This window comes from Paenibacillus sp. OAS669 (assembly GCF_014873645.1).
GTDB lineage: Bacteria > Bacillota > Bacilli > Paenibacillales > NBRC-103111 > Paenibacillus_S > Paenibacillus_S vulneris.
In genome coordinates this window covers 61,717-82,986 of record NZ_JADBDR010000004.1, presented here as the reverse complement: position 1 = coordinate 82,986, position 21,270 = coordinate 61,717, and the positions used below count along the sequence as shown (strand labels likewise).

17 protein-coding genes are annotated in these 21,270 nt (G+C 48.9%); 15 read left to right on the top strand and 2 right to left on the bottom strand.

Annotated features, from left to right (window positions below):
- Window positions 1-50: 50 nt before the first annotated feature.
- From opp1B to dhaK, 6 genes are all read left to right on the top strand, one after another.
- Window positions 51-983: a nickel/cobalt ABC transporter permease gene (gene opp1B, locus GGC63_RS10850; protein WP_192702345.1), complete on the top strand. Its 933-nt coding sequence runs from the start codon at window positions 51-53 to the stop codon at window positions 981-983.
- Window positions 984-1,898 carry a staphylopine uptake ABC transporter permease subunit CntC gene (gene cntC / locus GGC63_RS10845; protein ID WP_192702344.1) on the top strand — a complete coding sequence of 305 codons (915 nt, stop codon included), beginning with the start codon at window positions 984-986 and terminating at the stop codon, window positions 1,896-1,898.
- The gene (gene cntD / locus GGC63_RS10840) at window positions 1,885-2,706 is read left to right on the top strand and encodes a staphylopine uptake ABC transporter ATP-binding protein CntD (protein ID WP_192702343.1); all 822 of its coding nucleotides are present in this window, start codon (window positions 1,885-1,887) and stop codon (window positions 2,704-2,706) included. The genes cntC and cntD overlap by 14 nt, the downstream gene beginning before the upstream one ends.
- Complete coding sequence (locus GGC63_RS10835; RefSeq protein ID WP_192702342.1) at window positions 2,693-3,436, top strand: ABC transporter ATP-binding protein; 744 nt, start codon at window positions 2,693-2,695, stop codon at window positions 3,434-3,436. Before cntD ends, GGC63_RS10835 begins: the two co-directional genes overlap by 14 nt.
- Window positions 3,437-3,464: 28 nt before the next feature.
- Window positions 3,465-4,655 carry a staphylopine family metallophore export MFS transporter CntE gene (gene cntE, locus GGC63_RS10830; RefSeq protein ID WP_192702341.1) on the top strand — a complete coding sequence of 397 codons (1,191 nt, stop codon included), beginning with the start codon at window positions 3,465-3,467 and terminating at the stop codon, window positions 4,653-4,655.
- 129 nt (window positions 4,656-4,784) lie between these two features.
- Window positions 4,785-6,545 carry a dihydroxyacetone kinase subunit DhaK gene (dhaK, locus tag GGC63_RS10825; RefSeq protein WP_192702340.1) on the top strand — a complete coding sequence of 587 codons (1,761 nt, stop codon included), beginning with the start codon at window positions 4,785-4,787 and terminating at the stop codon, window positions 6,543-6,545.
- 182 nt (window positions 6,546-6,727) lie between these two features.
- On the opposite strand, the gene GGC63_RS10820 is transcribed toward dhaK, so the two are convergent.
- A complete protein-coding gene (locus tag GGC63_RS10820) occupies window positions 6,728-7,804 on the bottom strand; it encodes a permease (RefSeq protein WP_192702339.1) in 1,077 nt (358 codons plus the stop codon).
- Between the two features lie 150 nt (window positions 7,805-7,954).
- Window positions 7,955-10,036 (bottom strand): helix-turn-helix domain-containing protein, encoded by a 2,082-nt coding sequence (locus tag GGC63_RS10815; RefSeq protein WP_192702338.1) that lies wholly within the window; start codon window positions 10,034-10,036, stop codon window positions 7,955-7,957.
- A 260-nt stretch (window positions 10,037-10,296) separates the two neighbouring features.
- On the opposite strand from GGC63_RS10815, the gene GGC63_RS10810 reads away from it, so the two are divergent.
- The 9 genes from GGC63_RS10810 to GGC63_RS10770 all read left to right on the top strand — a co-directional run bounded on the left by GGC63_RS10810 (window position 10,297) and on the right by GGC63_RS10770 (window position 20,853).
- Entirely contained in the window at window positions 10,297-11,535 is a 1,239-nt protein-coding gene (locus GGC63_RS10810) for an MFS transporter (protein WP_192702337.1), read from the top strand.
- Window positions 11,528-12,952 carry an aspartate ammonia-lyase gene (gene aspA / locus GGC63_RS10805; RefSeq protein WP_192702336.1) on the top strand — a complete coding sequence of 475 codons (1,425 nt, stop codon included), beginning with the start codon at window positions 11,528-11,530 and terminating at the stop codon, window positions 12,950-12,952. The genes GGC63_RS10810 and aspA overlap by 8 nt, the downstream gene beginning before the upstream one ends.
- 5 nt (window positions 12,953-12,957) lie before the next feature.
- A complete protein-coding gene (locus tag GGC63_RS10800; RefSeq protein WP_192702335.1) occupies window positions 12,958-14,358 on the top strand; it encodes a M20 family metallopeptidase in 1,401 nt (466 codons plus the stop codon).
- A 29-nt stretch (window positions 14,359-14,387) separates the two neighbouring features.
- A complete protein-coding gene (locus GGC63_RS10795; protein WP_192702334.1) occupies window positions 14,388-15,308 on the top strand; it encodes a DMT family transporter in 921 nt (306 codons plus the stop codon).
- 23 nt (window positions 15,309-15,331) lie between these two features.
- Window positions 15,332-16,729 carry an NAD-dependent malic enzyme gene (locus GGC63_RS10790; protein ID WP_192702333.1) on the top strand — a complete coding sequence of 466 codons (1,398 nt, stop codon included), beginning with the start codon at window positions 15,332-15,334 and terminating at the stop codon, window positions 16,727-16,729.
- Between the two features lie 294 nt (window positions 16,730-17,023).
- Window positions 17,024-18,409, top strand: a complete 1,386-nt coding sequence (locus GGC63_RS10785) for an amidase (RefSeq protein ID WP_192702332.1) — start codon at window positions 17,024-17,026, stop codon at window positions 18,407-18,409.
- Between the two features lie 241 nt (window positions 18,410-18,650).
- Window positions 18,651-19,088 carry a DUF5946 family protein gene (locus tag GGC63_RS10780; protein WP_192702331.1) on the top strand — a complete coding sequence of 146 codons (438 nt, stop codon included), beginning with the start codon at window positions 18,651-18,653 and terminating at the stop codon, window positions 19,086-19,088.
- A gap of 36 nt (window positions 19,089-19,124) precedes the next feature.
- Window positions 19,125-19,976: a MerR family transcriptional regulator gene (locus tag GGC63_RS10775; protein ID WP_192702330.1), complete on the top strand. Its 852-nt coding sequence runs from the start codon at window positions 19,125-19,127 to the stop codon at window positions 19,974-19,976.
- A gap of 112 nt (window positions 19,977-20,088) precedes the next feature.
- Window positions 20,089-20,853, top strand: coding sequence for an SDR family oxidoreductase (locus GGC63_RS10770; RefSeq protein WP_192702605.1), 765 nt, complete (start codon window positions 20,089-20,091; stop codon window positions 20,851-20,853).
- The last annotated feature ends 417 nt before the right edge of the window (window positions 20,854-21,270 follow it).

The window sequence follows — 21,270 nt, the reverse complement described above, 5'->3', positions numbered from 1 at the left end:
GCAGGTGTAAAAAACAATTTTATCGGTGGAGAGGTGTGAGGGAAGCGGTTATGGGGAGTTACATCGTCAAACGCATACTTATTGCGCTGCCGCTGCTTGTTGTTATTTCATTTATAACCTTTGTGTTGAACCATTTATCACCGACGGACCCGGTCGAGGTTATCCTGCGTGCTCAGGATGTGCCGGTTGTAACCGAAGAACTGATCGCAGAGACGCGAATCTCGCTGGGGATGGATAAGCCGCTGCTCATCCGGTATATGGATTGGTTAACATCCTGCCTGCTGCTCGATTTCGGAAGGTCTTATGTGACGGGAAAGCCGGTTTGGTCGCTGCTCGGTCCTGCATTGCTTAATACGTTCAAGCTAACACTGGTTTCGTCGGCATTCATTATAATTGTATCGATAGGACTGGGTATCGTCTGCGCTAAGAGAGAAGGAAATGTACTTGATCTTTCGGTTCGGGGCATCTCCTTTATTCTAGCCTCAATGCCGCCATACTGGCTTGCAGCGTTAATGGTTTGGTATTTCTCCGTCAAGCTGGACTGGTTTCCAACGAGCGGAATGGATTCATACAGCAGCTACGTGCTGCCGGTTACTATTATTGTTGTCGGCTACGCGGGTATATATTTTCGGGTGATCCGCAATTCCATGCTGAGTAATCTTCATGAAGATTACGTGCTGTATGCCAGAGCCTGCGGCTTACCGGAGAGAAGCATTACGCTGCACATATTGCGTAATTCCATGCAGGTCGCAGTCTCCGTGTTCGGCCTCGCGATTCCCATCTTATTGGGCAGCACGGTTGTAGTGGAGAACATCTTTGCATGGCCTGGTCTGGGTACATTGACTGTCAAATCGATACTCAGCAGGGATTTTCCAATTATACAGGCGTATGTCCTAGTGCTGGCTGTCGCTTTCGTATTGTTTAATACCATGTCCGACATCATCAACGCGATACTCAATCCTAAGTTAAGGAAGGAGCTTTAGATGAAGCTGTTATTGCAACTGATGAAGGATAAACTAGGCGCCGCATCGCTGGCCGTCGTTGCAGCCATATTGTTAATCGGCATATGCGCGCCGCTCATTGCGCCGCATGATCCGAATGAAGTACATATGGAACTTCGTTTTGCAGGATCATCCTGGACCTATTGGTTAGGCAACGACCATCTCGGCCGTTGTGTTTTATCCCGGCTTATTTATGGCATTCGTCCCAGTGTATTGTGGGTACTTGCAGCGCTTGCCGCGTCTGGATGTATGGGAGCCATACTTGGCTTTATGGCCGGATACTTTAAGGGCAGATGGGATGCACTGCTAATGCGGATTTGTGACTGCATGCTTTCTTTCCCGGGATACGTGATGACGCTGGCGATCATCGGTATGCTGGGGACGGGACTCGGAAATATATTGATCGCGTTTGTTCTGATGAAATGGGCATGGTTCGCCCGCGTCATTCGTACTGCCGTCCTGCAGTATTCAGACGCTGATTATGTGAGATTCGCCAAAACGCTTGGCTCCGGTCATTTCGGCATTATGACAAAGCATATTTTACCGGTGGCGCTGCCTGAAATTGCGGTCATTTTCAGCAGCACCTTTGGGTCCATGATTTTGCAAATATCCGGCCTGTCTTTTCTCGGTCTGGGCATTCAGGCGCCGCACGCCGAGTGGGGCATGATGCTGAATGAAGCGAGACCGGTCATGTTCTCCCGGCCGGAGCTGATGCTGGCTCCCGGCTTTGCGATCATAATAGTAGTATCCGCAGTCAATTTTCTATCTGACTCGCTTCAAACCGCATTGGATCCGAAATTGATGACCGCTAGTACGAGGACGCAGGCGCACGCAGGCGTAATCCTGCCAAAGCAGCGTGGGAAGGAGGCTTCCAATACAGGTCATGAATGTGCTTGAAGTCGACCAATTGAAAATATGGGACAGCCTGACGGGCAGCGTCCTTGTTCCAGGCAGCTCCTTCTGCCTTAGACAAGGAGAATGTCTTGCTATTGTGGGAGAAAGCGGCAGCGGAAAATCGCTGACCTGCCGGGCGGTGATGCGTCTTAATGCAACGAGGCTGCACCAATCCGGCAGTATTATTCTGAAAGGAGTTAATCTGTCGGAGCTTTCCGAGAAAGACATGCGCAAGGTGAGAGGAAAGCAGCTCTGTATGATAATGCAAAACGGCATGCGCGCATTCGATCCGTCCCGGCCTGTAGGTGCCCATCTGCGGGAGACGCTCAGTGTGCACTATGATTGGAAAAAGGAAGAGGCGGCAGAAAAATTAATGCAAGCGCTGGAAAGCGTTGGTCTCAACGACCCTGCGGCAGTGATGAGCCGTTATCCGCATGAATTGTCCGGCGGCATGCTGCAGCGGATCATGATTGCTCTCGCCATCGTTCTGGAGCCTGACATTATCATTGCTGATGAGCCAACGACAGCGCTGGATGCCGTTACGCAATATGAAGTTGTGGAACAGTTCCTGCAATTGCGAAGACGCATTGGAAGCTCGATGATTTTTGTAACTCATGATCTCGGCGTTGTCCAACGAATTGCTGATGAGATATTGGTCATGAAAGACGGAGAAATAGTAGAGCGAGGGGCGACGGGGGATATACTCACTCAAGCCCGGCATCCGTATACTCGTTATCTCGTGTCAACCAAAATGGCGTTGAATCACAATTTCATGAAGTTGATGGGAGGCAACCACGTTGCTAAAGGTTGAGGGCGTTTGCAAAACCTACAAAAAAGGCTTCTGGCTTGGCAAAGCACGGCAGCAAGTGCTGCATAACATCAGCTTTGAATGGAAGCAGGGGGAATGCCTTGGCATTATAGGCGAAAGCGGAAGCGGCAAATCGACGTTGGGACGCCTATTGCTGGGTATCGAAAAGCCGGATCGGGGAACCGTTACATTCAATGGCAAACCAATATCAGACCGCAGTACAAGAAGGGGAGGAATCAGCGCAGTTTTCCAAGACTATACCTACTCCATCAATCCGTTCTATACGGTGAAACAAGCGATGCTTGAGCCCTTGAGGCTGGCGAAGACGGAGCCGAAGATGCGCGATAGTACAATCGAACTCCTGCTGAGGCAAGTCGGCTTGGATGCATCCTATCTTACGAAATATCCCCATGAGCTATCAGGCGGGCAAGCTCAGCGGGTATGTATCGCGAGAGCGATTTCCACCCAACCTGCATGCATTGTACTGGATGAAGCAATCAGCTCGCTAGACGGGTCGAATCAAATGCAAGTACTTGAATTGCTGAAAAGCTTAAGATCGATTTATGACATGGGCTATATTTTTATCACTCACGATATCCAGGCGGCTGCCTATCTATGTGACAGGATCATGATAGTTAGAAGCGGTCGAATAGAAGAGCTTATCGAGGCGAAGTACTTGAATAGCGTCAACTCACCTTACACTAGGGAGCTGCTGAGGAAAGTCATGCTATAACGCTACTATTGGGGGAGGAGCGGAAGGAATGAAGGGAGCCTTATCCTGGCCGTTTATACGGCTGTATTTGCTCACGCTATTTTATTTTAGCGGCAATTCAATTATTAATGTCATTATTCCTTTGAGAGGCGAAGCTCTTGGCGCATCCAATACTGCGATAGGCATTATTATGGGGGCCTATCTGTTTACCACTATGATTTTCCGCCCTTGGGCCGGCGGGCTGATTCAGCGCTACGGACCAGTTAAGCTGCTGCGTCTCATCTTGATCGTCAATGCAGTCGCCCTTGTAACGTATGCATTTACCGGACTTGGTGGCTATTTCATCGCGCGAGTACTGCAGGGAGGATGCACCGCTTTTTTCTCGATGGCCCTGCAGCTCGGCATTATTGATGCGCTCCCAGACAAGGAACGTTCACAAGGCATATCCATGTATTCCCTTTGCTCCTATCTACCCGGTGTAATCGGCCCTTTGCTTGCCATTGGCATTTGGCAGTCAGGGGATACGAATGTATTCGCATCCGTCATGATCGCTATTGCCGTGCTGTCTGGGGTGGCGGGCTTTACAGCGACATTGGACAATCCGTCCGTCAAGACTGCAGGAAATTCGGATGTGCCGAATCAGGGAACAGAGATGCTGCAATCCTTTACTCAATTGGTGAAGAATCGGCTATTGTTCAAAAGCAGTGTCCTGATGTTAAGTGCTTCCCTGATCTTCGGCACAGTAACCACCTTTATTCCGTTATATGCCGAGCAGACTACCGGCGGAAGTGCGGCTTTTTATCTCATGCTGCAGGCAGCTGTAGTCGTTTCGGCACGCTATACGCTGAGGAAAAAAATCCCTTCTGACGGTAAATGGCATTCATTCTTTATCACGGCTACCATGCTGCTGGTCGCAGCGGCTTCGCTTAGCGTCAGTCTAGCTGCTTCAGGCGGGGCTGTTCTGTTTTATGCAGGCGCGATTTTGATGGGTATCGCCCAAGCTCTGCTTTATCCGACACTGACGACTTACTTGAGCTTTGTATTACCGAAGGAGAGCCGGAATGTATTGATGGGCTTGTTTATCGCAATGGCCGATCTGGGTGTGGCACTTGGCGGCATTGTGATGGGGCCAGTGGCAGACCTGTCCAGCTACTCCATGATGTATATGCTCTGCGCGGTACTTGGTGCGGCGATGATATGGGTTGCTTGCGAGCGGCGGTCTAGTAAGCACGGAACATGACATTTACGTAAACGAAGTCAAACTGGTTGTACATCATATTTGATGTTACAATGAATCCGATCCATATTTTCACTACTGCCTTACATACTTTCAGATAGAGTCGATAATCTATGAAAAGGATGGGATTCTATGAAGAAAATCATGAATCGGCCGGAAACGCTCGTGAGAGAAATGTTAAACGGCTTCGTTATGGCACATCCGGGCTTGGAGTATAACAGCAAATATACATTTATCAAGAAAGAGACGATTCATCCGAACAAAGTCACCCTGATCAGCGGCGGGGGAAGCGGTCATGAACCGGCACATGCCGGATTCGTGGGCAAGGGCATGCTGGATGTCGCCGTATGCGGCGATGTTTTCGCTTCACCGTCCCAGATTCAGGTGTATCAGGCGATCAAAGCGTCGGCAAGCAGCAAAGGCACGCTGCTCATTATCAAAAATTACAGCGGCGATATGATGAATTTTAACAATGCGGCTCATCTGGCTTCCGAAGACGGCATCCAGGTCGACTATGTGAAGGTGGACGACGATATTGCAGTTGAGGACAGTCTGTACACTGTCGGAAGAAGAGGTGTGGCCGGAACCGTGCTGGTTCATAAAATCGCAGGAGCGGCGGCGGAAGAAGGCATGTCCCTGGAGCAGGTGAAGGCAGCGGCCCAGAACGCCATCGACAATGTCAAAAGCTTAGGTTTTGCGCTTACCTCCTGCACCGTACCGGCCAAAGGGAGTCCAACCTTCGCGCTTGACGAGCAAGAAATGGAATATGGCGTCGGCATTCATGGGGAACCCGGTAATCGGCGGGAAAAGCTTCTCCCGGCGGACGAGCTTGCGGCACGCATGGTGGCAGAGCTGCTGCATAGCTTGGAAATCAGCGGCTATAACGGCGATGAGGTGGCTGTACTGGTCAATGGGTTCGGCGGTACCCCGCTGCAGGAGCTGTATCTGCTTAACAACGCGGTGATGAGGGAGCTGGAATCACGAAAGGTGAAGGTTTATAGGGTGTTCGTCGGCAATTACATGACGAGCATCGATATGGCGGGGGCTTCACTGAGCATCATGAAGCTGGACGCTCAGCTAAAGCGGCTATTGGCTGAAGAGTGTGATACCCCTGCCTTGGTCGTAAGAGGACCCATTGAACCGGTGCAGTTCAGCAGTTTATCTAATGAGGCAGAGCACCACAGTCCCCCAGGTTTCGGCATGGTAACCAGTGAGGAGCATGCGGTGGTGCGGGATGGGAAGCTGTCCCTTAACAACCTGATTTATTTGATCGATAAGATGAGCGAGATTGTTATTAAGAACGAGGTACCGTTCTGTGAACTGGATTCCCATGCCGGCGACGGCGACTTTGGGATGAGCGTGGCCAAGGGCTTCAGGCAGCTGAAATCGGAATGGGACGAAGTCATTTCCCAAGCGAACGATATAGGTGCTTTCCTGGATGCATGCTCTCTTATTATTATGGAGCACTGCGGCGGAGCATCCGGACCGATCTGGGGATCGGGATTCCGTGCGGCAGGTAAATATGCGAAAGGCAAGAAGGAACTGACAGTACCGGAAATAGCCGGGATGATGAACGCGGCAGTACAAGGAATCCAGGCTACGGGAGAACGTTCCTTTGGCCGGGGGGCGGTAGTCGGTGATAAGACTCTTATTGATGCTCTTGTTCCTTATGCTCAAGCGTGGTCGAAGGCGGCCGATGACGGAACCGATTTGATAACGGCAGGAATAAAGGCGGCCGAGGCGGCAGTAGAAGGCGCCAGGAAGACCGAATCCATCGCAGCTCGTATGGGAAGGGCGGGGACGGTAGGCAATCGAAGCATCGGCTATCCGGATGCGGGGGCCTATGCGCTTGGCGTGATATTTAGCGGACTCGCCGGCTCGCTCAAAGCGTAAGCTGCTGCCCGCCGTCACAAGTTAGGGCTTTGGCTTCGGGGCTGAATCAGCTGCTTTGTTGGCAGTATTATAGTGGTAACAAAAATGCCGCATGTTCAATGACAGAACATGCGGCATTTTATATGCGCTTGCCAACAATTGTCGCGGCAGGCAAGAGAGCATTTGGCTATCAGAGGTCCTCTTTACAGCAGCAGCATGCCTGCAATACCGCAGGCGATCCCGAGAAGAACGACTGCGCAGCCGACGAAGACCAGGACCCGGGTTGGAAATGATTTGGAAATCATCAGAAGCGAAGGCAGGCTGACCGCCGGCAGCGTTAGCAGCAGTGCCGAAGCGGGACCTGCTCCTAACCCGAAAGACATCATGGTCTGAACGATGGGAATTTCCCCCGCTGTCGGAATGACGAAGAGCGTGCCTGCGACGGCGAATCCGATAATGGCCAGCAGGCCGCCTCCCGCTTCACCGGCTACCGGGAACAGCCAGGCTCTGACGGCACCGAGCAGCAGCACGGCTATAACATAAGCCGGAACAATATGCAGGATCATGTGCCATGCACTGCGAAGCCAACGGGTGAGCAGGGAGCCGGAGGGCTCTTTGCTCTGCTCTTGAGCAAGCCGGTTTATTTCCTCCGGCGGATTGGAGCTGTCAGCGAACCGGTTGGCAAAATGGCTGACGCCAAAGGTCAGGAGCAATCCGAATACTAGGCGAAGCAGCGTAAATTTCCACGAGAGTACAAAGGTCATGAATACAAGCGTTGCCGGGTTCAGTGTCGGATTTCCGAGCCAGAAGGCGAGGCTTGCTCCGACCGAAGTATTCTTCCTGCGTAAGCCGACGGCCAACGGCGCCGCGCAGCAGGTGCACATCATACCTGGCAGAGATGCCATGCCCGCCAGAGCGGTGCTTTTAAAATTGCTTTTCCCCAGCATGCGAAGCAGCCAGCCGGAAGGAATTAACACCTGCAGCAAGGAGCCGAGCACTATACCCAAGACGGCGGCCTTCCATACGGAGGCATAATAAGCTTTGGCATACTCCCACGCGCTGGTCCATGAAGGATCGGGAGCTATGGGTTTGGTGCCTGAGATGATAGATGCTCCTATCGTATGCTTGACGGCGGCATCTAACGCTTTATGATAATACGGAAGCCATTTGACGTAAGTTAATCCAGCCACAGCTATGGCTATGAAGATCGCGATATAAAGGGCGAGTCTCGCTTTGCTATGTGCCGGTTCGTGATCAGATGCACTACTATACTGGGACATATATTCCTCCAAGTGAATTTGAATAATGGATTGATTAACGAGAAGTTTCGGATTCCATTATATCATGAGTGCGAAGAAGGAAAAGCTCATTTCGACATCGCCGCTTGCCCTGTCTGATCCTGCATGCCTAATGAACACTGCTGGTTACTTCTATACAAATGTATTTTTCAAATGGCAGGCAAGCTGAATCTTTAGCATATCTTCAGGATCGTCCAGACTAAGATCAAGCAATTCTTCAATCCTTTTCATCCGCTGATAAAAGGAGTTGACATGTATATGAAGCTTCCTGGCGGTTTCAACCGCAGATTGATTCAAAGAAATGTACAGCATCAAGGTTTTTTCCAATTCCTTGCTTTGATTTTTGTCTGTTCTTAGCGGCGCAAAGATCTCATTAATATATTTCTCGATTTCTTGAATGGGCTGATTAAGAAAAAAACGGTTAATCCCGATTTCTTCATAGCGCATCAGGCCGTAATTATTTTTGCTCCTCGCAAAGGCTACCGTCTTATTCGCTTCATTGTAGCTCTTACTAATATCCTCCAAGTCTTGGTAGGCTGAACCGATTCCTCCGCGTAATAAAAGTTGGTCCGTTTTCTCCCACTCTTTAATGACGTTTGAGATCAGATGAATGGTTTTGTCAACTTCAGCCGGATCATGAACGGATACCAGGAATTTCACTTTATTATAATCCCCATAAATTAACTTATTAACTTGGACAAGCTCTTTATTCAGCCGTGAAATGAAACGTTGGATCTTAGCTTCTACCTCGTAGGGCTCAGTCAGTTCGGGAATTTCACATATCACGATAAATGAATAGGAAGAGAAGGTAAGGTTGAACTGTCTTCCTATTGCAATAATCTGCTCATGATTTTGCATGTTCAAGATTTGATTGAAAAAGTCATCCGCTTTTTTGTACTGCAGCTCGGTCACGGATATTTTTTTGACGATTTCAAGCGCCAGAACGGAGCCGCTCTGTTCCACTGTAATAATATCCATCGGAGAAAGAGGATGAGAAACGGTTACGAGAATGCAGCCCAGCAGCACTTTGCCGACAGTGATTGGGTATAAGAAATAATCCTGGTTCATTAATTTTATAGTCAATGGCGTGAGCTGCTGCTGGTTCGCAAATAACTCGGAAATCATATCAAAGCTGACCGGCACTTTGCTCTCATGCTCTTTATAAATTGCATTATCCAGGAAATCAATATAGGCAACCGGCATACCCAAGATCAGATTGATCTCGTGAATCATTTTCTGTATCCCTTTATTTTTAAGAGATAGCTGTGTTAACGTATCGTGAACATTGATTCTCTTTTGCAACAAAAGATTGTTGTCTTCTAACTTCTTACTCAGCGCCGTCACTTGCTGCAAGCGCAAATGGGTTTCCTCATACAGCTTTGCATTATGAATGGCAATGGCAACCTGGGAGGCAAAGCCTTGTAATAGCTTGATATCCCGATGGGTAAAGTTTCTTTTCTTGTGAAATTGCAGCAGCGTTAAGGTTCCTATTCGTGTATCGCCCGAGGAAACGGGAACAATGATAAGGGCGTTGGCCTTGTCGCTTGTTTGTACAAAATTAGCATTTTGCGAGGAAATGTTGGTATAATCCGCCTCCATTTCTTGTCTGGAATGATAAATTCGCGGAATCCCGTCGGAGAATACTTTCCCTGAAATAGCCTCGCCGCTCCTCGTTTTATATTGGGCAATGGAATCATCGAAGCCAATGGCAGCCAGAGGATTCAGCAGGGAGCTTTGGCTGTCATACAATCGAAAAATCCCCGCATCGCCCGCGGATATAACCGTCAGAGCGCTTCGGATGATTTGTTGGAGAAGCTTATTCAGATCCAGCGTAGAAGTCAACGCTCCGATCCCTTCAATCATTTTGTCCAATTCCAGGTCCTTCGTTGTTAAGAGCATTTGATGATGAAAATCCCGACAAAGGAGATACAGCTGCTGTAGTTCGAGCTCGTCCAGCCGTGTGTCGCTATTTGAGAAATAAACAACCATTTGGAGCTCATCATCAAATGTGATATTCATGTAAGAAATATCAGATTGATAGGTAAACTGATACTGCTGCTCTTTACTAACAGGAAATGGATGCGTTTGCATCTCGAGATCTTTGTCGCCCGATAGTACCAAATCCAATGCGTTGTGCTGTCCATACCAAACTTGATATGTGATTCGGCCAAGCTTATGAAAGATGAATGACTCCAGTGATGTAAGGTATTTCATGACAGTTTGCTCCTTATATAGTGTAAACCTACATTATTCATCTTATTTATCGTTAATAAGCTACATAGCTATTATTTTACTATAGTATAAAATATTTATTAAGCGTTGAATATATCGATTTTCCTTAGATTTTTCTACGCTTGTGTCATGAAAAGTAACAAGGGGGATAAGGAGGCTGACGAAACGAAGGAAGCTATTGTTAAGAAAGCATGATAATGGCAATGAGAAGCTTTGCACAATTCAAAAATGGAGTGATAAGGATGAGGCAGGATATTACCAATAAGAAGAAATACGCCATTCTGCTTGTTTTATTTTTTGCTTGGATTGTAGGTTATTTTGATAAGGTTTCCATTAATGTTGCCATCATTCCGATTACAAAGGACCTTCAGCTAACGCCTGATAAAGCGGGTCTCATCCTAAGCAGCTTTTTCCTGAGCTATGCCCTTATGCAGCTTGTGGGCGGTTATCTGGCCGATAAATTCGGCGCGACCAAAGTATTGTCCGGGGCCATATTCACCTGGTCGATTTTCACTGGAATCACGGGGTTTGCAAACTCTTTCGCAAGTTTAATTGCTTCCCGTATTATGGTTGGAGCTGGAGAAGGTTCTTTTCCTACAGCAAGCTCCGTGGCAATAGCGAATACATTTCCAAAGGAACAGCGGGCACGGGCCAAGTCTGTCGTACAATCCGGCAGCTCGGTTGGCATTGCCATAGGATCTATTGTCGTTGCAACGATGACAGCGTCACTTGGCTGGAGGATCATGTTTTATGCGCTTGCCGTCATAGGGTTTTTAATCGCGATTCTGGTCTGGTTCGTTCTCAGATCCTCTGAGAATAGAGCAGGGACAGAGCAAGAGCAGTCTGAAAAGCAAGTGAATAAAGTTCCGGTCAAAACCATCTTAAAAACCTCCATGGTTTGGAAGCTGCTCATCGTTTACTTTTTTGCCAATGTCGTATTCTGGGGGCTGCAAAGCTGGCTGCCTTCCTACTGGGTCAAAGTAAAGGGCTTGAGCATGGTCTCAATGGGCGTCTACTCTTCAATCCCGGCGATTCTAGGCTTTGTTTCTTTTCTAGTCAGCGGTTGGGTGCTGGACAAGTATATGCTTGGAAAAGAGAAGTTCATTATCATTGGCGGGGCCTTGCTATCAGCCGTTTTCATCTACTTGATGTTTAATGCCAGCTCGGTGCCTCTCGCTTTCACTTATTTGACATTAACGAATGTATTCCTGAATCCAGTTAGCATTACGGTATTTATATTGCCGCTAAAGCATATGGCCAAAGACTCTGTCGGTACGGCGACGGGAATCATTAACGCAGGCGCTCAGGTGGGTTCCATTTTATCGCCAACCATCATGGGCTATCTGATAGGTTCAACAGGCAACAACTACAATGTTGCTTTCATGTTTCTTGTTATTTCCTGCATTGTGATGCTCTTGGCCGGGTTCACAATCAACACGAAAAAAAGTATGCAATTGAACAAGGAGACGCCGCATGTTTAATGAACAGGTGAGAATGGAAAAGGATTTTCTCGGCGAGAAGGCCGTGCCGCTGCACGCTTATTATGGAATACAAACCATGAGAGCGGTTGAAAATTTTCCGATTACCGGCTATACGCTTCACAAAGAGCTGATTGTAGCTATGGCTATGGTCAAAAAGGCGGCCGCCATCGCAAATATGGAGATGAAACAGCTGAATCCTCGTCTGGGGAACGCGATTGTGGAAGCTGCGTCAGAAATCATTTCGGGCAAATGGCATGATGAATTTATAGTAGATCCGATTCAGGGAGGCGCCGGCACCTCCATTAATATGAACACCAATGAAGTCATTGCCAATCGGGCGATCGAAATCCTGGGCGGGTCCAAAGGAGATTACTTCACTTTAAGCCCTAATACGCATGTAAACATGTCTCAATCTACCAACGATACGTTTCCGACAGCGCTTCATCTTGCCGTGTTGTCCTTGATCGAGAAGCTTCTAGTTACCATGAAAGAACTTCACGGAACGTTTTTATCAAAAGCACGCCAGTTTGACGCCGTCATCAAGATGGGGCGAACCCACTTGCAGGATGCGGTTCCGATTCGGCTCGGGCAGGAATTCGAAGCGTACAGCCGAATGCTCGGAAGAGATATAAAGCGTATTCAACGGACCCGTGAGGATTTGTACGAGGTAAACTTGGGTGCCACAGCCGTCGGTACAGGCCTCAATGCAGATCCTCACTATATTCGCAAGGCCGTCGAGGCATTGGCCGAAATTAGCGGGTTTCCGCTTGTAAATGCCGAGCATTTGCCGGATGCTACCCAAAACACGGATGTGTACACAGAAGTCTCCTCCGCTTTAAAAGTATGCATGATGAACATGTCCAAAATAGCCAATGATTTGCGGTTGATGGCATCCGGACCGAGAGCAGGCTTGGGAGAAATTATACTGCCAGCTAGGCAGCCAGGCTCGTCCATCATGCCCGGCAAGGTCAATCCTGTCATGTGCGAGGTCGTGAATCAGGTTGCTTTTCAAGTCATCGGCAACGATCTGACGATTTCGCTGGCATCGGAAGCCGGGCAATTGGAGCTGAATGTGATGGAGCCGGTATTAATGTTCAATCTGCTGCAATCGTTAAGCATGATGAACCAGGTATTCCAAGTATTCCGTACGCATTGCCTGGAAGGAATCGAAGCCAATGAACAAGTATGTAAGGAGTATGTGGACAAAAGTGTAGGCGTATTGACCGCACTAAATCCCCATCTTGGCTACGAAACGGCAGCGCGTATTGCACGGGAAGCCATCCTCACAGGAAAATCCGTACGCGAGCTTTGCCTGCTTCACAACGTACTCACGGAAGAAGAATTGGAGCTCATTTTGGACCCTTACCAAATGACGGAACCGGGAATAGCCGGAAAAATATTACTTGATATGGAGTGAACTGCATGAATTTCCATGAACAGATCTCGGAGATCATTGAACAGAAGAAACAGAAGCTTATTGAGGTTAGCGACAGCATATGGGGATTTTGCGAAACCCGATACGAAGAACATCAGTCTGCGGAGATGATGGCCAAAGCTCTGGAAGAAGAGGGATTCACGGTTGAGCGAAGCGCTGGGGGAATTCAGACCGCTGTAGTCGGTACGTATGGCTCAGGCAAACCAGTTGTCGCTATTTTAGGAGAATTCGACGCACTGTCAGGATTGAGCCAACAAGCGAATGCAGCGGTTAAACAGCCCATACAGGAAGGCGGGAACGGCCATGGCTGCGGACATAATCTGTTGGGCACAGGTTCGCTTGCGGCAGCGATTGCAGTACGTCATTACATGGAGCAGCAAGGACTAAAAGGAACAGTACGCTACTACGGCTGTCCTGCGGAAGAAGGCGGTGGCGGCAAAGCGTTCATGGCTCGCGCCGGTCTATTCCAGGATGTCGATGTGGCCTTCACCTGGCACCCATGGGATGAGAACCTTGCCTATAACGCAAGAATGCTTGCTACATGCCAAGTGTATTTTAAATTCAAGGGCATCAGCTCTCATGCATCGGCAAGCCCGGAATTAGGCCGCAGCGCATTGGATGCTGTCGAATTGATGAATGTAGGGGCAAACTTCCTGAGGGAGCATATCATTCAGGACGCAAGACTTCATTATGCCATTACCAATACCGGCGGTTATGCCCCAAACGTGGTTCAGTCAGAAGCGGAGGTCCTATATAAAATTCGCGCACCCAAAATGGATCAAGTTCGCGAGATTCTCACGCGAGTTATCGATATCGCCCGCGGAGCTGCTCTAATGACCGGTACGCAGATGGAAATGCAGTTCGATGCGGCTTCGGCGGATTTAATTCCTAACATCACGCTAGGTTCGATGATGCACAAGCAGTTTGTGCAAATCGGAGGCGAGAGCTATTCCGAAGAAGAAATCAGCTTTGCCAAATCGATTCAGGCGAGCTTTTCGGAGGTAGAGATGAAGCCCGTACACAAAGCCAATGGAAAGGTGCTATCGGTCGATGTGAATCCTTATAATCCGGAGCCTGGTTTCCTTGCCGGCTCTACAGACGTTGGTGATGTCAGCTGGATTGTTCCAACAGGTCAAGTCTACGTAACGACCTGCGCATACGGTACACCGCCACACAGCTGGCAGATGGTTGCACAGGGCACTTCGTCCATTGCTCACAAGGGAATGCTTCTGGCCGGTAAAGTCATCGCTTCCTCCGCCATTGAGACTATGCTTCATCCGGAAATTATAGAGCAAGCGAAGGCAGAGCATCAAGAACAGCTGGCAGGCGAGACTTACCAGTCCATGATTCCGGCTGAAGCCGTACCGGCTCCGATCCGGCGCGCATAATACGTTTTATCAAGGAAGGAATATTCGTTTTGAAGCAGCTATCACCGATTCGGCAGACTGGATTGATCGCAGCACTTGTTATCCTATGGGGCGTGTCGTTTCCTATTAATAAAATGATGCTGCAATACACACCGCCCCTGCTGTTTGCAGGCATGCGAACGTTGGCAGGGGCTATTCTTCTCATGCTGCTAATGCTTCCTAAGCGTAAGCAAATCCAATGGAAGCAGCACAAGCATGTTTATATCCTATCTTCCTTACTTAACGTTGTCTTATTTTTTGGACTGCAGACCTACGGATTGAAAATGATGTCTTCAGGACTTTTCTCGGTGCTTGTTTATTTGCAGCCTGTTCTGGTTGCTTTATTTGCCTGGATTTGGCTCGGGGAGCATATGTCAGTTTTGAAGGGAATTGGGCTTACATTTGGCATTCTAGGTGTTGCGGCAATAAGTACTAGAGGAGAGGCCGGGCATATTTCCACTATTGGAGTGATGTTGGGAATAGGCACTTCGATCAGCTGGGCATTGGGTACCGTTTATGTAAAGAAGGTCAGCTCTGTTGTCCATTTCATGTGGTTAGCCGCATTGCAATGTTTGATTGGCGGCATCATTCTAATCATCGCGGGTTCATTGGCAGAGCCATGGAGTGAAATTCAATGGAACCCGATATTTTGGTCCGGGCTCGGATTTAGCAGCATCTTTGGGGTAACAGGCTCCTGGATTCTGTACTTTACCCTTGTCAATTCCGGCGAAGCCAGTGTGGTGACTTCGTATACATTTCTAGTACCCATTGTATCGGTTTTGACAGGGATGCTGTTTTTACATGAATCCTTTACCTTGTATTTATTGCTAGGATTGATTTTTATCGGGATCAGTATCGGCATGGTCAATCTTAAACCCAAATCGTCCCCGTTAAAATCAGGGAAACGTAAGATTCTTAACAAATTAGACTGAGTCATATGAACAGGAGTAAAGTCATGGCCTATAACAATATCGTGGTCCGGTTAGAATTAACAGGTGTATCCTTCGGAGATGTGGCAACGGCAATTGGCAGAGCCGGCGGAGATATCGTGTCCATTGATGTCATTCGTTCAGGCGAAGCGTCATCCATCCGGGACATCACTTTTGAGGTGCGGGATTCACAGGAAACACAAGTTATCGATTCGTTAAAAGCGATAGAAGGGATCCGAATCATTAATGTTTCGGATCGTACCTTCCTTACCCATATCGGCGGTAAAATCTCAGTGGAGTCCAAAATCCCCGTGAAAAATAGGGACGATTTATCCAGAGTATATACGCCGGGCGTTGCCCGAATATGCTCTGCTATTCATGAGGATGAGTCCAAAGCGTACTCGTTAACCATAAAAAGAAATACGGTAGCCGTGGTCACAGACGGGACAGCCGTTCTTGGTTTAGGGGACATAGGGCCTTATGCGGCGGCACCTGTAATGGAAGGCAAAGCGATGCTGTTCAAACAGTTTGGCGGGGTGGATGCTTTTCCCATTTGCTTGAATACAACGGACACGGAGGAAATTATCCGTACGATAAAGGCAATCAGCCCTATATTTGGCGGGATCAACCTTGAGGATATCGGTTCTCCAAGATGCTTTGAAATTGAAGCAAAACTGGCGGAGCAGCTAGATATTCCTGTATTTCACGATGACCAGCACGGTACGGCCGTTGTTGTCGTAGCGGGTTTAATTAATGCACTGAAGGTTGTCGGGAAAAGAATGGACCAAGTACGAGTGGTTGTGAACGGTATTGGAGCGGCTGGCGTCTCCATCTGCAAAATGCTGCTGGGTGCCGGAGTTAAGCGTCTTGTACCTATCGATGCCGAAGGGGCTATTGTACGAGGAGGCCGCTACTCGCAGGCAATGTGGCAATGGCTTGCAGATCAGCCTGAGGTGGAGAATCAGGAAGGGAGCTTGAAGGAGCTGATTGCCGACGCGGATGTATTTATCGGAGTATCCAGAGGCGGCTTGCTCTCAGCAGCTGATATTAAGCGCATGGCGCCCCAAAGCATTGTGTTCGCTATGGCCAATCCTAATCCAGAGATTACTCCGGAGGAAGCTCTGCCTTATGTGAAGGTTTATGCAACAGGCCGCAGCGACTATCCTAACCAGATCAATAATGTCCTTGTGTTTCCAGGTATTTTTAGAGGAGCGCTTGATTGTCAAGCAAGTACAATTAACGAACCGATGAAGCTTGCAGCGGCAAGGGCTATCGCAGCTGTCGTGTCGAAATCAGAGTTAAACGAGCAGTATATCATTCCAAGCATCTTCAACGAGCAAGTCGTTACGAAGGTAAGGCATGCCGTTATCGAAGCGGCGATTATTACGGGAGTTGCACGGCGGACCCCGCCTGAATTTAGATAATATCGTAAAAGGGAATTCCATTCTCCTTTATAGGAGAATGGATTCATGAAACAGTTGCCGGCCATGCATTAGCAATAAACAGTTGGAAGATGAAGGAGCTGACCTTTGGGGTTAGCTCTTTTTTTGATCTTTAACTTCTTAATCGGCAGCGGAAGTCTATTTTTCGGCCATCGTATTTCTTCCCCATACGGAAACTATCACTTTTGCATAATATAGCACATTGAAGCAAGGTATACAGTTGCTAGATTCCTAGGAACCAGTCTTGCTTTAAGTATGAGCAAAGGAGAGGGAAGCATGGCACGTAAATCGATTCAGGAGCTTCAGAATGGTTATGCGAATCATCAGTTTACGCCTCTAGAAATAACCAGGCATTATTTGAAGCGCATCAAACGAAAAGAGGCGGCACTTAACGCCTTTATTACCGTATCGAAGGAAAGAGCGGTCAAGGAAGCCAAAATTGTCGAAGCTATAGAGCAGGCTGGGGATCAGACGGGGATTTTGTACGGAATTCCGCTTTCGTACAAGGACAATATCGATACCAAGGGAATCCGTACTACCTACGGCTCCTCCATCGATGCGAACAACGTTCCGGACAAAGACGCAGCCGTAGTCCGCAAGCTGCTTCAAGAGAATGCAATTACTCTGGGGAAAAATAACTTGCACGAGTACGCCCTCGGCATTACCTCAAACAACCTTCATTACGGGCCGGTTCATAATCCATGGAATCTGGAGTACACACCGGGCGGCTCTAGCGGGGGATCGGCTGCTGCCGTAGCTGCAGATCTGAGTGTGGCGTCGATCGGGACCGATACCGGCGGGTCTGTACGTATCCCGGCCGCGTCGTGCGGCGTTGTCGGACTTAAACCTACCTATAACAAAATTCCGACACAAGGGGTATTTTACGTTTCCTGGACGCTCGACCATGTCGGTCCGTTAACTGCCAATATGACGGATTTGGCCATCATGATGGAGGCGCTGACGAATCAGAGCTACCTGCCTTATCTGAAGCAGGATATACGCGGGTTGCGCGTCGGTGTCCCAACGAGCTTTTTCAACGAGCATATCGAAGCGGAGACGTATCAGCTGTATCTCGCCGCCTTACATGCGCTGGAGCAGCTCGGCGCGGTCTTGATCGAAGTGGACGTTTCGTTCATCCATGACTATCAGCAAAAAATATTGAACATCGCTGCCTCCGAAGCGGGGTATGTTCATCGCGAGCGTATGGAATGCTGCCTGTCCCAGTACGGAGCGGATGCAAGAGCGCTGCTGGAATCTTCGCTAACGATCACCTCCCGACAATATATTGATGCTTTGAAGGCAAAGGAGGATTATATGAAGCAATTCGGACAGCTGTTCCGTGAACAGATCCAGGTGCTTGCAACTCCGACGATTCCGATTGCAGCGAGAAAAATCGGGGTCGAACAGGTACAATTCGGCTCGTATACCGAGAGCCTCTTTGACGCGATGACCCGCTATACCGAAATATTCAATGCCGTAGAAACTCCTGCGCTTTCCATCCCATGCGGCATAACGAGCGAAGGGCTGCCTGTCGGTTTGCAGCTGGTAGCCGCCTGGGGAAGGGAAGACCGGCTGATTCGCGCGGGTTATGCATACGAACAAAACCAACTGGCTGACTTCTACCGAATTCGGGACGAAATTTGCGCGGGTTATCATGCTTGACAAGTCGAACGGAGCAGGGCTATCTAGCCTTCCAAAAGGGGAACCGGCGGTTCCTCTTTTTTGCATGCAGCGAATAACACACCATATCCTTCAGGTACTGGAGTGACTATCAAGATTAGCAAAATGGTCAGTCATTGACGAAGTACGGTGAAATACAGCTATAATTCATTTACATGCTGAACCGAAACCATATCAACTCCTTTGCGTCTATCATTTATTGAATTGAATGGAGGAAAATGCGATGTCGACCTGTACTGTATGCGGTGCTGTCCTTCTCGAGGGAAAGACGTGTGAAACGATATTTAACGAATTTATGGCACTTGAATTCATGGACCCCGGTTACGGGCGGGTCCACTTTCTCACTTTCGCCTGCTACATGGTTCAACATGAGCGCTACAGTGATGCTGCGTATGTCTGGATACAATCAGCATTACGGAACTATCTGGAGAAAACCTATACTATAGAATGGATTCTTCAGGATGCCGCCCAAGGACCAGGAAGCACCAAGGATATCCTGCGGAACCAGGCTGATCGGACTCTGCCCAAGGTAGAGTGGACCATGACCATTGCTGACGTGGCTGCGCAGATGAATGACGCAGAAAGCTATTGCAAGCTTATTGAGAGATGGGCACATATCACACTGAAAGAAATGGGACCGCTTATTTTGAATAAAGGATAGATAAAGGGATCAACAGTTGAAAAAGGAGGATATGGGATGTTCAAGATCGGGGAGTTCTCCAAGCTCGCGGGCGTGACGGTGAAGACGCTGCGACACTACGACCAGTTGGGACTATTAAAGCCCATACATATAGATGAGGAATCGAAGTACCGTTACTATACAGCCGAACAGCTGCTAACTGTCCGCCGCATTGCGAGTTTTAAAGAGCAAGGTCTGACCCTTGAGCAAATGCGGCCCCTCATGGCCGATTCAGCCGCACTGACTGATGCGGAATCTATGCTGAAGGAGAAACGGGAAGAACTGAAGCGTCTAATACAAGCCATGGAGCGGCAGGTCGTAGAGATTGACGAGCGGCTCGTGCAGCTTGATCGAATATCAGAAACGACGGAGCTGGTCAAGGAAGAGGAAGAGGGATTCGCATTGCACCGTGTAGAGCCGATTCTCGCGGCTTCCATACGTGAGCAGGTTCCGAAAGACCATTTGTGCTTACTGCTCGATGAACTGAAGCAATACGTCCGAGGGCACGGGGAGCAAGCGGATCATAAGGTGATGATTATTTGGCACCGACGAGCTGACGGCAGCAGCTCACTTTCAGATATAGAGGTTGCTATCCCTATATCAAAGCCTATCCCGTACGGCCGTAGGGTCAAGGTTGGCATTTTGCCAGGCTTAGAGACGGCTGCTTCACTCAAGCATCTCTGTGATCCGTACCTTGACGATTGCAGAGCGGAAGAAGAGCTGCAAGGTTGGATAAAAGCCGAAGGCTATCGGCGGCTTGAGGCGGAACCGACCCGGGAGGTCTTCTTGACGTCGGATAAGGATATCTATGGCCGTTTACGTCTTACAGAGGCTATTGTGCCTGTGGAGCCTTTGCCGTCCGACGTGTGAATCCCTTTTTCGATTAGAAAAAAAATGATTTTACAAATCGACTTGACTCTACCCTTTAGGGGAGGGTTTAGAATGGCCTTAACCATTCAATAAGGAGTGATTTGTAATGAGTATGAAGCGTTTGGAGAACCGTATCGCAGTCGTCACAGGAGCAAGCAGGGGGATAGGAAGAGCCATAGCGATCCGGCTTGCTTCCGAGGGGGCGTTAGTTGCCGTGCATTACGGCAGACGGCGGGAGGCTGCAGACGAAACGGTCTATACAATCGAAGCGGCAGGTGGCAAAGCCTTCGCAGTCGGTGCCGAGTTGGACTCCCTGGATGGAGTTTACCAGCTGTTGAAGGGTATGGACGAGGAACTTATTCGCCGAACCGGCAGCAATCAGTTCGATATTCTTGTTAATAATGCGGGCATTGGCACTTCTTCGTCGTTTCAAGATACGAACGAGGCGGATTTCGATCAAGTGTTCGAGGTTAACGTTAAAGCCCCGTTCTTCCTCGTTCAGAAGTCGCTGGACCGTCTGCGAGATGGCGGGCGTATCATTAATATCTCATCTGGGGTTACACGTATTGCTTATCCTCATCTCATGGCCTATAACTTAACCAAAGGCGCGATCAATACGTTCACCCTGCATTTGGCTCAGTTGTTGGGACCGCGGGGAATCACCGTGAATGCAGTTATGCCCGGTATCGTCGACACGGATGTGAATGCGTCATGGCTCCACACTCCGGACGGTCGCAAGCATGCCGAAGAGATGTCGGTACTCGGCCGCGTTGGCGAGCCTTCGGACATCGCTGATATTGTCGCGTTCGCGGCATCACCGGATGGACGTTGGGTAACCGGGCAGATGCTTGACGCCACCGGCGGCTCACATTTGTGAATGGGGCGTTTTTGGAACATTACGAATGCTGTCAACATAAAGCGAATCCTTCTATTGATCGAAACTGTGACTCACGGAGTGCTGTCATCGCGGAACGAAGTGTTTGTCAAGCAAATCGCGAGCTAATCAAGTATATATGTAATGATGAGAACGTAAGCGTCCCCGGCCGATGACCGCTGTCATCCCGGGGACGTTCGTATGGAATGGAACCAATTACGGCTTCGGCACCACCAGATCCTCGGCGATTCGGACGGAGCATATCCTTAATGTTTTGTTTGCTGCTTCATGCCCACACCTGTCTACAGAAAAGAATGAAAGGTGCGTTCTTATTGGGTCAGGTTCGCATTGCCGCTGTTTTCATTAGATTTTGTTACTCTAATTTATAGCGCATATGATTGCAATTTCCTTATTAGCAAC

What these genes read in the sequence shown, in the direction of transcription:
- opp1B (WP_192702345.1), top strand. Translation starts at nt 51, where the DNA reads ATGGGGAGTTACATCGTCAAACGCATACTTATTGCGCTGCCGCTGCTT.
- cntC (WP_192702344.1), top strand. Translation starts at nt 984, where the DNA reads ATGAAGCTGTTATTGCAACTGATGAAGGATAAACTAGGCGCCGCATCG.
- cntD (WP_192702343.1), top strand. Translation starts at nt 1,885, where the DNA reads ATGAATGTGCTTGAAGTCGACCAATTGAAAATATGGGACAGCCTGACG.
- cntE (WP_192702341.1), top strand. Translation starts at nt 3,465, where the DNA reads ATGAAGGGAGCCTTATCCTGGCCGTTTATACGGCTGTATTTGCTCACG.
- dhaK (WP_192702340.1), top strand. Translation starts at nt 4,785, where the DNA reads ATGAAGAAAATCATGAATCGGCCGGAAACGCTCGTGAGAGAAATGTTA.
- GGC63_RS10820 (WP_192702339.1), bottom strand. Translation starts at nt 7,804, where the DNA reads ATGTCCCAGTATAGTAGTGCATCTGATCACGAACCGGCACATAGCAAA.
- GGC63_RS10815 (WP_192702338.1), bottom strand. Translation starts at nt 10,036, where the DNA reads ATGAAATACCTTACATCACTGGAGTCATTCATCTTTCATAAGCTTGGC.
- GGC63_RS10810 (WP_192702337.1), top strand. Translation starts at nt 10,297, where the DNA reads ATGAGGCAGGATATTACCAATAAGAAGAAATACGCCATTCTGCTTGTT.
- aspA (WP_192702336.1), top strand. Translation starts at nt 11,528, where the DNA reads ATGTTTAATGAACAGGTGAGAATGGAAAAGGATTTTCTCGGCGAGAAG.
- GGC63_RS10800 (WP_192702335.1), top strand. Translation starts at nt 12,958, where the DNA reads ATGAATTTCCATGAACAGATCTCGGAGATCATTGAACAGAAGAAACAG.
- GGC63_RS10790 (WP_192702333.1), top strand. Translation starts at nt 15,332, where the DNA reads ATGGCCTATAACAATATCGTGGTCCGGTTAGAATTAACAGGTGTATCC.
- GGC63_RS10785 (WP_192702332.1), top strand. Translation starts at nt 17,024, where the DNA reads ATGGCACGTAAATCGATTCAGGAGCTTCAGAATGGTTATGCGAATCAT.
- GGC63_RS10780 (WP_192702331.1), top strand. Translation starts at nt 18,651, where the DNA reads ATGTCGACCTGTACTGTATGCGGTGCTGTCCTTCTCGAGGGAAAGACG.
- GGC63_RS10775 (WP_192702330.1), top strand. Translation starts at nt 19,125, where the DNA reads ATGTTCAAGATCGGGGAGTTCTCCAAGCTCGCGGGCGTGACGGTGAAG.
- GGC63_RS10770 (WP_192702605.1), top strand. Translation starts at nt 20,089, where the DNA reads ATGAAGCGTTTGGAGAACCGTATCGCAGTCGTCACAGGAGCAAGCAGG.